The organism is Leifsonia sp. 10N434 (assembly GCF_056394405.1).
Window position 1 is genome coordinate 250,475 of the sequence record NZ_JBFTHV010000003.1, and the last position, 14,762, is coordinate 265,236.

Sequence of the window (14,762 nt, forward strand, 5' to 3'; positions counted from 1 at the left end):
CCGGAGTCGCTGCCGCCGCGCTCCGGCTCGCGACCGCGCTCCGGCTCGCGCCCCTGATGCTTAGCGGACATCGCCGTCGAACCCGTCCACGCCGTCCGCGAGCAGCGGCGAGATCTTCGGGAGCTCGTCGATCGAGTTGATGCCGAGCTGGGTGAGCAGCAGGTCGGTCGTGCCGTAGTTGATGGCGCCGGTCTCGCTGTCGGTGAACATCTCCGTGATCAGACCGCGGCCGAGCAGCGTGCGCACCACCGAGTCGACGTTCACGGCCCGGATGGAGGCGATCGCACCACGGCTGATGGGCTGCTTGTAGGCGATGACCGCGAGGGTCTCCAGCGCCGCCTGCGACAGCCTGGTGGGGTTCTGGGCGAGCACATAGCCCGCGACGACGGCGTCGAACTCCGCGCGCACGTAGATGCGCCAGCCGCCGCCGACCTCGCGCAGCTCGAAGCCGCGTCGTACGCCCGTGCCCGCGGAGCCGTCGGGCCCCACTCCGTCGAAGTCCGCGACCAGAGCGTCCACCGCGGCGCGCACGCGCGAGACCGGCGCGCCGACCGCTGTCGCGAGGGTGACGATGCTCATCGGCTCGTCGGCGACCATCAGGATGGCCTCCAGTGCGCGCTCGAGGGCGACGCCCTCCGGCAGCGCGGGCGCCTCCGCCGCGCCCGCAGGCGCGTCCGCCGCGTCCGTCGCGTCCGCAGGCGCGTTCACCGCGCCGTCGGCGACGCCGGCCTCCACGGCCTCCGCGTTCTCAACCGTCATAGTCAGCTCCCAGATTGGACAGATTCTCTTGCGACCAGTGCTCCGCCGTCCAGCGCAGCGTCAGCTCGCCGAGCGGTTCCAGCTGCTCGAAGGCGATGGCGGCGTGCCGGTACAGCTCGAGCACCGCCAGGAAGCGCGCGATCACGACGCCCTTCTGGTCGGCGCCGGCAACCAGCTGCCGAAAGGTGAGGGTCTCGCCGGAGCGCAGCATTCCGACCACGTGGGCCGCCTGCTCCCGGATGCTCACCAGCGGCGCGTGCAGGTGGTCGAGGCCGACCACCGGGATCTCGCGCGGCGTGAGCGCCAGCGTGGCGAGCGCGGCGAAGTCCTCGGCGGTCAAGGTCCACACGAGCTCCGGCGTGCGCTGCCGGTACTTGTCCTCGAGGCGCACCGAACGGGCATGCCGCGTCGACTCGGTCTCGAGACCCGCCTGGAACCACGCCGACGCCTCCTTGAAGGCGCGGTACTGCAGCAGGCGGGCGAAGAGCAGGTCACGCGCCTCGAGCAGCGCCACGTCTTCCGCGTCCACGAGCTCACCCTGCGGGAGGAGCCCGGCGACCTTGAGGTCGAGCAGGGTGGCGGCCACGAGCAGGAACTCGCTCGCCTCGTCGAGGCTGTCGTCGGAGTCGAGCGCGCGCAAGTAGCTGATGAACTCGTCGGTGACCCGGCTCAGCGAGATCTCGGTGATGTCGAGCTCGTGCTTGGTGATCAGCGAGAGCAGCAGGTCGAACGGGCCCTCGAAGTCGCCGAGGGCGACCCGGAAGCTGGTGGGCTCGGGAACGGACGGCGCCGGTTCGACCTGGTCGCTGTCGGCCGGGCTAGGCGACGGCGCCACGCGAGATCAGTTCCCTCGCCAGCTGGCGGTACGCCTCGGCGGCGGCGTGCTCGGGCGCGAACTGCGTGATCGGGGTGCCGGCGACGGAGGCATCGGGGAACTTGACCGTGCGCGAGATCACCGTCTCGAGCACGCTGTCGCCGAACGCGTCGACGACCCGCTCCAGCACCTCGCGGGAGTGCAGCGTGCGCGAGTCGTACATGGTGGCCAGGATGCCGTCGAGCTTGATCGCCGGGTTCAGGCGCTCGCGCACCTTGTCGATCGTCTCGATGAGCAGTGCGACGCCGCGCAGCGCGAAGTACTCGCACTCCAGCGGGATCAGCACGCCGTGAGCCGCCGTCAGGGCGTTGACGGTCAGGATGCCGAGCGAGGGCTGGCAGTCGATCAGGATGACGTCGTAGTCGGCGCTCACCTTGCGCAGCACGCTCGCGAGGATCTGCTCGCGCGCGACCTCGTTCACGAGGTGCACCTCGGCGGCCGAGAGGTCGATGTTGGCCGGGATGATGTCGAGCCCGGGAGTGCCGGTGTGCTGGATCGCCTCGGCCGGCTCCTTCGTGCGCGACAGCAGCAGGTCGTAGATCGTCGTGACGTCGTGCGTCTGCGCCCCGAGACCCGCCGAGAGCGCGCCCTGCGGGTCGAAGTCGATGGCGAGCACGCGGCGACCGTACTCGGCGAGGGAGGCGCCCAGGCTGATGCTGGTCGTCGTCTTGCCGACGCCGCCCTTCTGGTTGCAGAGCGCGATGATGCGCGCCGGTCCGTGGCCCTTCAGCGGGGCGGGCACCGGGAAGCTGCGGAGGGGACGACCGGTGGGTCCGAGCCGGACGGCGAGGGATGTGTCATCCATGCCCGGGAGCTCGGTCCGTACCTCGTCGTTGCGCGTCACCTGCGTGTTCCTCGTCCCTCTGTCGCGTGGCTCTTCAGTGGCCAAGTCTAACGGCGCAACCCCCGGTTCGCGGGCCGCACCGCCGCCCGGTTCGCTCAGCGCGCGCGGGGGTGCGCCGAGGTGTAGACGTCGCGGAGCGTGTCGGCCGTGACCAGGGTGTAGATCTGCGTCGTCGCCACCGAGGAGTGGCCGAGCAGCTCCTGCACCACACGCACGTCGGCTCCCCCGGCCAGCAGATGCGTCGCGAACGAATGGCGCAGCGTGTGGGGCGAGATCTCCACGTCGAGGTGCGCCCGCTCTGCCGCGGCCCGGATGATCAGCCAGGCGTTCTGGCGCGACACCCGGGCCCCGCGCATCCCGAGGAACAGCGCGGGCGTCGCCCGGCCGCGCAGAGAGAGAGCCGGACGCGCCCGCACGAGGTAGTTGTCGATCGCCGTGCGCGCGTAGCTGCCGAGGGGGACGATCCGCTGCTTGTTGCCCTTGCCGGTCAGGCGCACGATGTCGTCGTCGATCACGTCGTCGACATTGAGCGAGACGGCCTCGCTCACCCGCGCGCCGGTGGCGTACAGCAGTTCGAGCAGCGCCTTGTCCCGGAGCGACTGGATGTCGTCGCCGTCCGTCGCCGCCAGCAGCGCGCCGACCTGGTCGACCGTGATCGCCTTCGGCAGACGGCTCGGCAGCTTCGGTGGCCGCACCTCATGGGCCACGTCGGAGTCGACGACTCCCTCCTCCAGCAGGAAGCGGTGGAATCCGCGCACCGTGGAGAGCATCCGGGCCAGTGACGACGCGGTGAGCGGTGACTCCTCGCGGGATCCGAGGTGCAGGGCGAAGTCGGAGATGGCGGTGGTCGTCACCGCGGCGGGATCGTCGATGCCCTGCTCGGCGAGCCACGACCCGTAGACCACGAGGTCGCGCCGGTACGCCGCGACAGTGTTGGCCGAGAGCCCGCGCTCGATCGAGACGTGCCGAAGATACGTGTCGACCGCTCGCTCGATGTTCATTCCCCGCCGAGTTTGGGATGCCGCGGCCAGGGCAGGTCGGCCGCCCCGAGCTGCGCCCATCCGGACTCCCGGGCGACCCGTGCCGACAGCGCGCCGACGATGAGCGACGGGTTCTGCACCCGGCGGTTCAGCACGGCATCCACCACGTCGTCGAGCGGCACCCAGCGCACCTCGATGTCGGCCTCTTCCTCGGCACGGGTGAATACCGTTCCGGTCGGCGTGACGCCGCGGGCGAGGTAGATGCGGATCGCCTCGTCGCTTCCTCCGGGGCTCGTGTAGAACTCGCCGAGCACGTTCCACTCGTCGGCCTGCAGGTCGGCCTCTTCCGACAACTCGCGCTTGGCGGCCGCGAGCGGCTCCTCGCCGCGCACATCGAGCAGCCCGGCCGGGATCTCCCACTCGCGGTGCCGGACCGGGTGCCGGTATTGCTTGATCAGCAGCACCCGGCCGTCGTCGTCCATCGCGAGGATGGCGACGGCGCCCGTGTGGTCGATGTACTCCCGCGTGATCTCGTCGTCGTTGTAACGGAACGTGTCGCGCCGCACGTTCCAGATCTTGCCCTCGAACGCGATCTCGCTCGAGGTGATCTGCGGCAAGAACGCGTCGTCGGTCAGGGCCTCCTCGGCCACGACGGGAGCGTCGCTCATCAGGCTTCCGCGGCGACTTCGAACAGACGGCTCGCCTTCTGGCGGTCGAGTGCAGCGCCGACGAGACCGCGGAACAGCGGGTGCGCACGGTTCGGGCGCGACCGGAGCTCGGGGTGGGCCTGCGTTCCCACGTAGAACGGGTGCACGTCGCGCGGCAGCTCGACGTACTCGACCAGGTGGCCGTCGGGCGAGGTGCCCGAGAACCAGAGGCCGGCGTCCGCGATCTGCTCGCGGTAGTTGTTGTTCACCTCGTAGCGGTGGCGGTGACGCTCGGATGCCTCCGGCGCTCCGTACAGCTCGGAGACGATCGACCCCTCGGCGAGCGCCGCCGGGTAGAGGCCGAGACGCATCGTGCCGCCGAGGTCGCCGCCGGCGATGATCTCGACCTGCTCGGCCATGGTGGCGATCACGGGGAACTCGGTGTCCGGGTCGAACTCCGACGACGAGGCTCCCGCGAGGCCGGCCTCGTGACGCGCGTACTCGATGACCATGCACTGCAGCCCGAGACAGAGGCCGAGGGCGGGGATGCCGTTCTCACGCGCAAAGCGGAGGGCGCCGAGCTTCCCCTCGATGCCGCGCACGCCGAACCCGCCCGGCACGCAGATCGCGTCGACGTCGGAGAGCATGTGGGCCGCGCCTTCCGGCGTGCCGCACTCGTCAGAGGCGATCCACTTGAGGCGCACCTTGGCGTTGTGGGCGAATCCGCCGGCGCGCAGGGCCTCGGTGACCGAGAGGTAGGCGTCGGGCAGGTCGATGTACTTGCCGACGAGGCCGATGGTGACATCGTGCTTCGGGTCGTGGACCGCCTCGAGCAGGTCGCTCCAGCCGTCCCAGTTGACGTCGCCGGCGTCGAGGCCGAGCTGGTCGATGATGTAGGCGTCGAGCCCCTGGTCATGCAGCATCGTGGGGATGTCGTAGATGCTCGGCACGTCGACGGCGTTGACGACGGCGCCCTCGTCGACGTCGCACATCAGCGCGATCTTGCGCTTGTTGGACTCGGAGACGGGACGGTCGCTGCGCAGCACCAGGGCATCCGGTTGGATACCGATCGAGCGCAGGGCCGCGACGGAGTGCTGGGTGGGCTTGGTCTTCTGCTCGCCGGACGCGTTCATGTACGGCACGAGCGAGACGTGCACGAAGAAGCAGTTCTTGCGGCCGAGCTCGTGGCGCACCTGACGGGCCGACTCGATGAACGGCTGCGACTCGATGTCGCCGACGGTTCCGCCGATCTCGGTGATGATCACGTCGGGGGCGGGCTCGCCGTCGGGGCCGGCCTGCGCCTGCAGGCGCATGCGGCGCTTGATCTCGTCGGTGATGTGCGGGATGACCTGCACCGTGTCGCCGAGGTACTCGCCGCGTCGCTCCTTGGCGATCACGTTCGAGTAGATCTGCCCGGTGGTCACGTTGGCCGACTGGCCGAGGTTGATGTCGAGGAAGCGCTCGTAGTGCCCGATGTCGAGGTCGGTCTCCGCGCCGTCATCGGTCACGAACACCTCGCCGTGCTGGAACGGGTTCATCGTTCCGGGATCCACGTTGAGGTACGGATCGAGTTTCTGCATAACGACCCGCAGCCCGCGAGCTGTGAGAAGGTTGCCGAGGCTGGCCGCTGTAAGGCCCTTGCCCAACGAAGAAACGACACCACCCGTCACGAAGATGTGCTTGGTAATGCCGTTTGAAATGCCCGCGTCTGATTTATCCACCACGGGCTTTTATCCTATCACCGGTATCGGGGTGGATGCGCCGGACCGGGCGCGGATGCTCGGGCAGGGCTCAGCGGCCCGCGGTGGCCATCTCGACGAGCTCTCTGGCGTGAGCCAGGCCGCTCTCGGAGTCGGGCAGGCCCGACAGCAGCCGCGCCATCTCGGCGATGCGCTCGTCGCCGGTGAGCTGGCGGACGCTCGACTCGGTGACGGAGCCATCGCTGCCTTTGACCACCGTGAGGTGATTGTTCGCGAACGCGGCGACCTGCGCGAGGTGCGTGACGACGATCACCTGCGACGATTCGGCCAGTCGCGCGAGGCGGCGGCCGATCTCGATGGCCGAGGCACCGCCGACGCCCGCGTCGATCTCGTCGAAGATGAAGGTCGGCACCGGATCGGTGCCCGCGATGACGACCTCGATCGCCAGCATCACACGGGAGAGCTCACCGCCCGACGCCCCCTTGCCGAGGGCGCGCGGCTCTGCTCCCGAGTGCGGCTGCAGCAGGATGGCGACCTGGTCGCGCCCGCTCGCCGTGAACTCTTCGCGCTCCGTCACCTCGACGACGATGCGCGCGTCGGCCATGGCGAGGGCGGTGAGCTCGTCGGAGACGGCCGCGCCCAGCCGCTCGGCGGCGTCACGACGCAGCGCGCTGAGTCCGTCGGCCAGCTCTGCCACCAGCACCTCGTCGGACTCCACATCGGCACGCAGCTGGTCGATGCGATCGGAGTCGCCGTCGAGCTCGAACAGCCGCGAGCTGCCGGTCTCGAGCGCCCGGATGACGTCGTCGAGGGTCGGACCGTACTTGCGCACCAGGGTGGCGAGCTCCGCACGACGCTCCTGCACGATCTCGAGTTCACGAGCCCCGTCGGTGTCGAGCGCCGCGAGATAGGTCGACAGCTGGGCCGCGATGTCGGACACCAGGTAGTTGGCGTTCGCGACCGCCTCCGCCACGTCGCCGAGCGCGGCGTCGTGCGGGGCGACGCGCTCCAGGCTGCGCCGCGCGTTGTCGAGCAGCGAGAGGGCGTCCGCTCCCTCGGACTCTTCGGCCGACAGCAGCTCGCGGGCGCTGGCGGCGCCGAGGCGCAGTTCTTCGAGGTTGGAGAGCCGCTCGGCGCGTTCGGCGAGTTCGTCGTCTTCGCCGGGCTGCGGCGCGACGGTCTCGATCTCGGCCATGGCCAGGCGAAGATCCTGGGCTTCGCGGGCACGTCGATCCTGATCGGCGACGAGTTCGTCGAGTTCGGCCCGGTTGTCGCGCCACCGGTGGAAGACGTGCACGTAGTTCTCGATGGCGTCGGCGAGCGGAGCTCCTGCGTAGCGGTCGAGCGCCTCGCGCTGGGCGACGGCGGAGCGCAGCCGGATCTGGTCCGACTGCCCGTGCACGACCACGAGCTGCTCGCCGAGCTCGGTGAGCACGCTGACCGGTGCGCTCCGACCGCCGACGACCGCGCGCGACCGCCCCTCGGCCGACACGGACCGGGAGAGCACAAGTTCGGCGGAGCCGGACCCGACGGGGTCGACGTCGCCGCCGGCATCGCGCACCCGCTCGACGACCTCGCCGGCGTCGGCCACCCGCCAGCGGCCTTCGACCCACGCCTGCGGGCTGCCGAGCCGCACCGCGCCCGTGTCCGCCCGCTCGCCGAGCAGCAGCCCGAGCGCGGACACGACCATCGTCTTGCCCGCACCGGTCTCACCCGTCAGCGCCGTGAACCCCGGCCCGAGTGGCAGTGACGCGTCGGCGATGACGCCCAAGTCTTTGATCGAGATCTCTTCGATGCCTGCTCGCTGCTCAGTCACGCCCGGCCGGCCCCCTCCACCCCGTGACCGGAAGGTTGAACTTGTGCACCAGCCGGTCGGTGAACGGGCCGGGGTGCAGCCGCGCGAGCCGCACCGGGATCGGCGAGCGACGCACGACGACCCTGGCCCCCGGCGGAAGATCGTATGCGCGACGGCCGTCGCACCAGAGGATGCCCTCCCCCTCGGCGCGCTCGAGCAGTTCGACCGCCAGTGAGGAGTCGGCGTTGACGACCAGCGGTCGCGAGAACAGGGCGTGCGCGCTCAGCGGCACCAGCAGCAGGGCGGCGACGCCGGGCCAGACGACCGGGCCGCCCGCGGAGAACGAGTACGCCGTCGATCCGGTCGGGGTCGACATCACGACTCCGTCGCAGCCGAAGCTCGACATGGGGCGGCCGTCGACCTCGATGACCACCTCGAGCATCCGCTCACGGCTGGCCTTCTCGACTGTCGCCTCGTTGAGCGCCCAGCTCTCGTAGACGACCTCTTTGCCCACCTTGACCCTGGCGGAGAGGGTCATGCGCTCTTCGACCTCGTAGTCCTTCTCGAGCCCTCGCGCGACCGCGAGTTCGAGGTCGTCGCGCTCGCTCTCGGCCAGGAAGCCGACGTGACCGAGGTTGACGCCGAGGAGGGGCGCCGAGCATCCGCGTACCAGCTCGGCCGCACGCAGGATGGTGCCGTCGCCGCCCAGCACGATGACGAGCTCGAGCTCGCTCGGCTGCACGTCGACGCCCAGCACGGCGACCTGATCGAAGCTCGGCTCAGCGGCGAGGACATCGCGGCGCTCGTCTTCGCTGAGCGCGGGGATGACGCCCGCGTCGATGAGCTGGGAGCAGACGGCGACTCCCGCAGTGAGTGAATCTTGGCGACCGGTGTGCGCGACGACGAGGATGTACCGTGCGGGTGCATCCATACGCGTCACGCTCCATTTCGGTGATGAGATCCGGTTCATCCATTCTGTCGGATCATCGGGCCCCGTTGGTGAACCGGAGCTGAGCCTGTTCACAACTCATGCCTGTGGACGTGGCTCTGCGGCCGGGTTTGCGACGGACGGACGCCGTCACCTGACGCTTCAGAGGGTGATCTGCGTCACCGTCTGGAGCCATTCCGTCGGGTTCGTGCCGACGACGGCACTCAGCCAGACCAGATACTCCCGGTTCCCCTGGCTCCCCGCGATCGGCGACGGGATGACCCCGGCCGTCCCGACGCCGAGATCGAACGCCGCCCAGAGCACGTTCATCACGGCCTCGGCCCGAAGCACCGGATCGCGCACGATCCCCTCTTTGATGCCGGTGCGGCCCACCTCGAACTGCGGCTTGACGAGCAGCACGAAGTCGGCGCCGTCGGCCGCCGTGGCGACGAGCGCCGGCAGAACCTGTGCGAGCGAGATGAACGACAGGTCGCCGACGACGAGCTGCGGGCGCAGCGGCCGGCCGACGAGTCCGGCGAACGACTCCGCGGTGAGCGCCCTGGCGTTGACGCCTTCGTACGAGGTGAGGCGCGGCTCGATCGCGAGGGCCGCCGCGAGCTGGCCGTGCCCGACGTCGATCGCGATCACCTCCGTCACACCCCGCTCGAGCAGCACCTGGCTGAACCCGCCGGTGGAGGCGCCGACGTCGAGCGCGACGCGCTCGGCGACGGGCACCTCGAACGCGTCCAGCGCGCCGATCAGCTTGTGGGCGCCGCGGCTGACGTAGCGGTCGGCGCCGGCGACCTCGATGGTCTGCTCGTCGCGCACCTTGGCCGACGCCCGCACGACGGCGGCTCCGTCGACGCTGACGATCCCTTCGGCGATCAGCGTGGCGGCGTGCGAGCGGGAGCGGGCGAGTCCGCGTGCGGCGAGCGCGACATCGAGCCGCACCTCCCCGCGCCCAACCGTTTCGTCAGACATCGGCGCGTCAGGCATTGCGATGGACGTCGCCGCCCTCGAGCACGTCGCGCAGCTCGTCGTGCATCTGGGCGTACGCCTCGGCGCGCGTGGCGAGCGGCTGATCCTCGATCAGCTTCAGCCGCGGAACCAGCGCGTCGTCCACATCCTGCTTGTCGTCACCGTTCATCCCTCAACGGTACGCGTTTCCGGGCTCCGCTACTCGACGAACAGGCCGGCCAACGTCTTCTTCCCGCGGCGCAGCACCGCCATCCGGCCCGCCAGCAGCGAATCGGCCAGCGAGACCTCGCCGTCGTCGATCTTCACGTTGTTGAGGTAGACCCCGCCCTGGGCGATCGCCCGCCGCGCCTCGCTGAGGCTCGCCGTGAGTCCCGTGTCGACGAGCGATTGGGCGACGGTCGCCGTCGGAGCCGTCGTCGTGTTGGGCAGCTCGCGCAGCGCGGCCTCGAGGGTATCGGCGTCGAGGGCCTCGAGCTCCCCCTGACCGAACAGCGCCTGCGATGCGGCGATCGCGGCATCGGTCGCCCCCACACCGTGCACCAGGCTCGTGACCTCGTAGGCCAGCCGTCGCTGCGCCTCGCGCTTGTACGGCTCGTCGGCCACGGCCTGTTCCAACCGCTCGATCTCGGCGCGCGTGAGGAACGTGAACACCTTGAGGCGCGCGATCACGTCGGCGTCGTCGGTGTTCAGCCAGAACTGGTAGATCGCGTAGGGGCTCGTGAGCGTGGGATCGAGCCAGATGGCGTTGCCCTCGCTCTTGCCGAACTTGGTGCCGTCGCTGTTCGTGATCAGCGGGGTGCCGATCGCGTGCGCGGCGACGTGCTCGACGCGACGGATGAGGTCGGTTCCGCTCGTGAGGTTGCCCCACTGGTCGCTGCCGCCGGTCTGCAGCACGCAGCCGTACTGGCGGTAGAGCTCCAGGAAGTCCATCCCCTGCAGGATCTGGTAGCTGAACTCGGTGTAGCTGATGCCCTCGTCGGAGTTGAGGCGCGCGGCCACCGCATCCTTCTTGAGCATGGTGCCCACGCGGAAGTGCTTGCCGATGTCGCGGAGGAAGTCGATGGCCGACAGCGGCTGGGTCCAGTCGAGGTTGTTGACCAGCCGGACGGCGTTGTCGCCCTCGGAGCTGAGGAACCGCGACACCTGGTTCTGCAGGTAGCCGACCCACTCGGCCACCGTCTCGCGCGTGTTCAGGGTGCGCTCGGCGGTGGGACGCGGGTCGCCGATGAGACCGGTGGAGCCGCCGACCAGGCCGAGGGGCTTGTGCCCGGCGAGCTGGAGTCGGCGCATGGTGAGCAGCTGCACGAGGTTGCCGAGGTGCAGACTGGGTGCGGTCGGGTCGAAACCGCAGTAATAGGTGACCGACTCGCCCGCGAGGAGCTGTTTCAGCGCTGCTTCATCCGTCGAGACGTGGATGAGCCCGCGCCACTTCAGCTCATCCCAGACGTCGTCGAAAGACGGGTCGTTGGTCTGTGCGTGGAGGATCTCTGAGTCGGACACGGGATCAGGCTATCAGCGGAGGACTGCAGGCCTGATCTCGCAGTGATCAGGTTTACAGGCCTGATTATCGGTGCATCAGGATCAGAGACCTGATAGACTCCGGATCAGGTGTGAAAGCCTGATCGACGAGAGGAGATCATCGTGTTCGTCATCACCGCCGACCAGGTCGACAGCAGGTCGGAGCCCGACATCGTCGGAGAGACCCTCGGCCAGCTCAACGAGAGCTACGGAGACCGGCTCGCGTTACCCGTCGACCGCAACGCCGGAGACGAGATCCAGGCCCTCACCGCCGACGCCGCAACGGCCCTCGATCTCATCCTCGCCCTGACGCGTCGCGGCGCCTGGAGCGTCGGACTCGGCAGCGGCGACGTCCGCACACCGCTGCCGGCCGAGACCCGCGAGGCGACGGGCGATGCCTTCATCGCCGCACGGTCGGCGGTGACGCGAGCCAAGCGGATGCCCACCCGTTTCGCCGTGGACGCGATCGTCGAACCGCAGGCCGCCGAAGACGCCGAAGCGATCGTCAACCTCCTGCTCAGCCTGCGCGAGAGCCGCTCCCCGGCCGGCTGGGAGCTCTACGACCTCGTGACGGCCGGCCTCACGCAGGCGGAGGCCGGCGCCCGGCTCGGCATCACCCCGCAGTCGGCGAGCGATCGAGCGCGTGCGGCCGGCCTCCGTGTCGAGCTGGCGGCGATCGGACCGCTGACTAGGCTGTTGACGAGCCTCGACGACGCCCAGCTGCGAACGGACCCTGCATGATCCCGAATCTCCAACCACTCTTCGCCACGGTCGGCCCTGTGCTGGCCTGGTGCGCGGTGCTGATCCTCGTGATCGCCTCCCTCTGCTGCATCCTGTTCACGATGCGCTCCCCGCGGCGTCCCCTCGTCTATGTGGCGACCGGACTGCTCGGGCTCGCGCTGATCATCGTGGCGCTGCCGACGCCGGACGCCCCCGTGCTGTTCCGCGTGCTGATCGGCCTGGTTGTGCTGGCCCTCAGCGTGACCGGCGGCGGCCCGGCATCGCAATTGGTGCTGGCCCTGGCCTCGCGCGGCGCCGTCCCCGGGGTGCACGGCGGCATCGTGATCGCCGAGGCGGCCACTCCCCAGCAGCAGGCCGCGGGCGTGCAGCCCACCCAGGAGGTGCTGCGCGGCGGAACGACGATCGGGTATCTCGAGCGCTTCGCTGCGACGGGCGCGATCATGGCCGGTTTCCCCGAAGCGCTGGCTGTGCTGATCGCGATCAAGGGCGTCGGCCGTTTCACCGAGCTCGAAGCTCCGGAGGCGCGCGAGCGGTTCATCATCGGCACACTCACGAGCCTCATCTGGGCCTGCGTCTGCGCCGGCGTCTTCCGCCTCACCTTCGCCTGAGCGAGCACCCGCAATCGAGTCCGAACTTGTTGCGCTCGACACGCCGCTCTCGGGTGCAACAAGTTCGGACTCGATTGCGTGCGGGTCAGGTGTGGGACTTGGGGTGGCGCTTGTAGGGCGAGACCGTCGGATCGCCGTCGAGCCAGAAGCGCCAGGGGAACGCGTCGCCTCCGCCGGCGCCGGAGACCCCGGTGCGCGGTCCCGAGACGAACGGCAGTGCCACCCGCGGCAGCTCGAGCGAGAACGGCGGCGCGTACAGATCCGCGCCGTTCTCCTCCAGCCGGATGCCGGCGGCCACCACGAGCCGGGCAGGCCCCCTGGCGAGATCGCGGTCGCTGACCACGCGCGCCGGACCGTTCTCGGCCCCGCCGGAGGATGACGCGCGCGACCGCCGCGCCCGCGCCAGCTCGCGCCCCTCGACCACTTCCGCCGCCCGCAGCAGCACCGCCGTCGCCTCGCCCTCCGGAGAGCAGACGACGTTGGCGCAGACGTGCATCCCGTACGTGAAGTAGGCGTACATGAACCCCGGCGGCCCGTACATCACGGCGTTGCGCTTCGTGCGCCCCCGGAAGGCGTGCGACCCCGGGTCGACGCCGTCGCCCACATACGCCTCGACCTCCGTGATGCGCAGGCCGACCTCGCCCTCCGGGGTGTCGTGACGGAGCACCGCCCCGAGGAGCAGCGGGGCGATCTCCAGCGACGACGCCTCGAAGAAGCTCCGTTCCGGCTGGTACAGCCCGCCGCCGTCCGTCGTCACGTCAGAGACTCCCCGAGCATCCGGATGCGTTCGCCTGCGTCAGAAGATCCGGCCGCCGGCGACCACCGTGGCGATCAGCCCGCCGACCACCACGACCACCGCGACGACCACGATCGCCGGGATGATCCACTTCTGGCGCGGCGGCTTGCGGTTCGACAGTCCAGGCATCAGACCAGGTCCCTTCTGACCGACGGAACGGAGGCAGCGACAGCGCGCACCCGCTCGGTGAGTGCGGCGAGCTGCTCCGCGACGCGCTGAGGCGCCGTGCCGCCGACGTTGTCGCGGCTCGCGACGGAGCCCTCGATGGTCAACACGGAGCGCACCTCCGGCGTCAGGTGGGGCGAGACGGAGGCCAGCCCCGCGTCGTCCACCTCGCTCAGCTCGATGCCCCGCTCCTCGGCGTACTTGACCAGGTTCCCCGTGATCTCGTGCGCGTCGCGGAAGGGCACCCGCTGCTTCACGAGCCACTCCGCCACGTCGGTCGCGAGCGAGAAGCCCTGCGGGGCGAGCTCCGCCATCCGGTCGGTGTGGAAGCGCATCGTGGCGACCATGCCGGTGAAGGCGGGCAGCACGACCTCGAGGGTGGTGACGGCGTCGAACACCGGCTCCTTGTCCTCCTGCAGGTCGCGGTTGTACGCCAGCGGCAGGCCCTTGAGCGTGCTGAGGAGCCCGGTGAGGTTGCCGATCAGGCGCCCGGCCTTGCCGCGCGTGAGCTCGGCGATGTCGGGGTTCTTCTTCTGCGGCATGATCGAGGACCCGGTGGAGTACGAGTCGTCGAGGGTGACGAACCCGAACTCGCGCGTGTTCCAGAGGATGATCTCCTCGGCGAACCGGGAGAGATCGACGCCGACCTGCGCGGCGACGTACGCGAACTCCGCCACGACATCGCGGGCGGCGGTTCCGTCGATGGAGTTCTCGGAGCTCCGCGCGAAACCCAGTTCCCGGGCGACCAGCATCGGGTCGAGGCCGAGCGTCGAGCCGGCCAGGGCGCCGGACCCGTACGGCGAGACGTTCGCCCGCGCATCCCAGTCGGCCAGGCGCTCGAGGTCGCGCACCAGGGGCCAGCAGTGCGCCAGCAGGTGGTGGGCGAGCAGCACCGGCTGCGCGTGCTGCAGGTGCGTGCGCCCCGGCAGGATGGCGGCGGGATGCGCATCCGCCTGTGCCGCGATCGCGTCGATGAGCGCGATGATGCGTTCGGCGATCGCACCGGCGTGATCGCGCAGGTACAGGCGCACCAGTGTTGCGATCTGGTCGTTGCGGCTGCGCCCGGCGCGCAGCTTGCCGCCGAGCTCGGTGCCGGCGCGCTCGATCAGGCCCCGCTCCAGCGCGGAGTGCACGTCCTCGTCGCTCTCGGCGGCCTCGAAGGCCCCGGATGCGACATCCGCGTCGAGCGCGTCGAGAGCGGCGAGCATCCCGTCGAGCTCATCCGGCGCGAGATAGCCCGCGGCGGCGAGCGCCTTCGCGTGCGCCCGCGAACCGGCGATGTCGTACGCCGCCAGCTGCCAGTCGAACTGCGTCGACTTGCTGAGTGCGGCGAGCTCCGGCGACGGACCGCCGGCGAAACGGCCGCCCCACAGGGCACCCGCCTCGCCGGCCCGGTTGCCGGTCTGATCGTTGTCGGTCACCGCAGCGC

16 protein-coding genes are annotated in these 14,762 nt (G+C 70.1%); 2 read left to right on the forward strand and 14 right to left on the reverse strand.

The window, feature by feature from the left end; translation table 11 throughout:
- Positions 1–60: 60 nt before the first annotated feature.
- The 11 genes from scpB to tyrS form a co-directional block, all read right to left on the reverse strand.
- Complete coding sequence (gene scpB, locus AC1DB1_RS10460; RefSeq protein WP_477200724.1) at positions 61–759, reverse strand: SMC-Scp complex subunit ScpB; 699 nt, start codon at positions 757–759, stop codon at positions 61–63.
- Positions 749–1,594 carry a segregation and condensation protein A gene (locus AC1DB1_RS10465; RefSeq protein ID WP_477200725.1) on the reverse strand — a complete coding sequence of 282 codons (846 nt, stop codon included), beginning with the start codon at positions 1,592–1,594 and terminating at the stop codon, positions 749–751. Before AC1DB1_RS10465 ends, scpB begins: the two co-directional genes overlap by 11 nt.
- On the reverse strand, positions 1,578–2,438 hold the full coding sequence (locus tag AC1DB1_RS10470) for a ParA family protein (RefSeq protein WP_271177710.1): 861 nt from the start codon (positions 2,436–2,438) through the stop codon (positions 1,578–1,580). The genes AC1DB1_RS10465 and AC1DB1_RS10470 overlap by 17 nt, the downstream gene beginning before the upstream one ends.
- Positions 2,439–2,572: 134 nt before the next feature.
- Positions 2,573–3,478: a site-specific tyrosine recombinase XerD gene (gene xerD / locus AC1DB1_RS10475; protein WP_477200726.1), complete on the reverse strand. Its 906-nt coding sequence runs from the start codon at positions 3,476–3,478 to the stop codon at positions 2,573–2,575.
- On the reverse strand, positions 3,475–4,125 hold the full coding sequence (locus AC1DB1_RS10480; protein ID WP_477200727.1) for an NUDIX domain-containing protein: 651 nt from the start codon (positions 4,123–4,125) through the stop codon (positions 3,475–3,477). Before AC1DB1_RS10480 ends, xerD begins: the two co-directional genes overlap by 4 nt.
- The gene (locus AC1DB1_RS10485; RefSeq protein ID WP_271177939.1) at positions 4,125–5,825 is read right to left on the reverse strand and encodes a CTP synthase; all 1,701 of its coding nucleotides are present in this window, start codon (positions 5,823–5,825) and stop codon (positions 4,125–4,127) included. The genes AC1DB1_RS10480 and AC1DB1_RS10485 overlap by 1 nt, the downstream gene beginning before the upstream one ends.
- Positions 5,826–5,895: 70 nt before the next feature.
- Positions 5,896–7,620 (reverse strand): DNA repair protein RecN, encoded by a 1,725-nt coding sequence (gene recN / locus AC1DB1_RS10490; RefSeq protein WP_477200728.1) that lies wholly within the window; start codon positions 7,618–7,620, stop codon positions 5,896–5,898.
- Positions 7,613–8,530, reverse strand: a complete 918-nt coding sequence (locus tag AC1DB1_RS10495) for an NAD kinase (RefSeq protein ID WP_477200729.1) — start codon at positions 8,528–8,530, stop codon at positions 7,613–7,615. The genes recN and AC1DB1_RS10495 overlap by 8 nt, the downstream gene beginning before the upstream one ends.
- Before the next feature lie 159 nt (positions 8,531–8,689).
- Entirely contained in the window at positions 8,690–9,508 is an 819-nt protein-coding gene (locus tag AC1DB1_RS10500; RefSeq protein WP_477200730.1) for a TlyA family RNA methyltransferase, read from the reverse strand.
- Between the two features lie 7 nt (positions 9,509–9,515).
- Complete coding sequence (locus AC1DB1_RS10505; RefSeq protein ID WP_271177704.1) at positions 9,516–9,674, reverse strand: hypothetical protein; 159 nt, start codon at positions 9,672–9,674, stop codon at positions 9,516–9,518.
- Positions 9,675–9,703: 29 nt separating this feature from the next.
- Positions 9,704–11,005: a tyrosine--tRNA ligase gene (gene tyrS, locus AC1DB1_RS10510; RefSeq protein ID WP_477200731.1), complete on the reverse strand. Its 1,302-nt coding sequence runs from the start codon at positions 11,003–11,005 to the stop codon at positions 9,704–9,706.
- 141 nt (positions 11,006–11,146) lie between these two features.
- On the opposite strand from tyrS, the gene AC1DB1_RS10515 reads away from it, so the two are divergent.
- Positions 11,147–11,764 carry a DNA-binding protein gene (locus tag AC1DB1_RS10515; protein WP_477200732.1) on the forward strand — a complete coding sequence of 206 codons (618 nt, stop codon included), beginning with the start codon at positions 11,147–11,149 and terminating at the stop codon, positions 11,762–11,764.
- Positions 11,761–12,372, forward strand: a complete 612-nt coding sequence (locus AC1DB1_RS10520) for a hypothetical protein (RefSeq protein WP_477200733.1) — start codon at positions 11,761–11,763, stop codon at positions 12,370–12,372. The genes AC1DB1_RS10515 and AC1DB1_RS10520 overlap by 4 nt, the downstream gene beginning before the upstream one ends.
- An 85-nt stretch (positions 12,373–12,457) precedes the next feature.
- Here the strand turns inward: AC1DB1_RS10520 and AC1DB1_RS10525 are convergent, their stop codons facing one another.
- The 3 genes from AC1DB1_RS10525 to argH are packed head-to-tail and all read right to left on the reverse strand — an operon-like array spanning position 12,458 to position 14,754.
- Positions 12,458–13,129: a DNA-3-methyladenine glycosylase gene (locus AC1DB1_RS10525; RefSeq protein WP_477200734.1), complete on the reverse strand. Its 672-nt coding sequence runs from the start codon at positions 13,127–13,129 to the stop codon at positions 12,458–12,460.
- 39 nt (positions 13,130–13,168) lie between these two features.
- Positions 13,169–13,297: a hypothetical protein gene (locus AC1DB1_RS10530; RefSeq protein ID WP_271177699.1), complete on the reverse strand. Its 129-nt coding sequence runs from the start codon at positions 13,295–13,297 to the stop codon at positions 13,169–13,171.
- On the reverse strand, positions 13,297–14,754 hold the full coding sequence (argH, locus tag AC1DB1_RS10535) for an argininosuccinate lyase (RefSeq protein ID WP_271177698.1): 1,458 nt from the start codon (positions 14,752–14,754) through the stop codon (positions 13,297–13,299). The genes AC1DB1_RS10530 and argH overlap by 1 nt, the downstream gene beginning before the upstream one ends.
- Between the last annotated feature and the right edge of the window lie 8 nt (positions 14,755–14,762).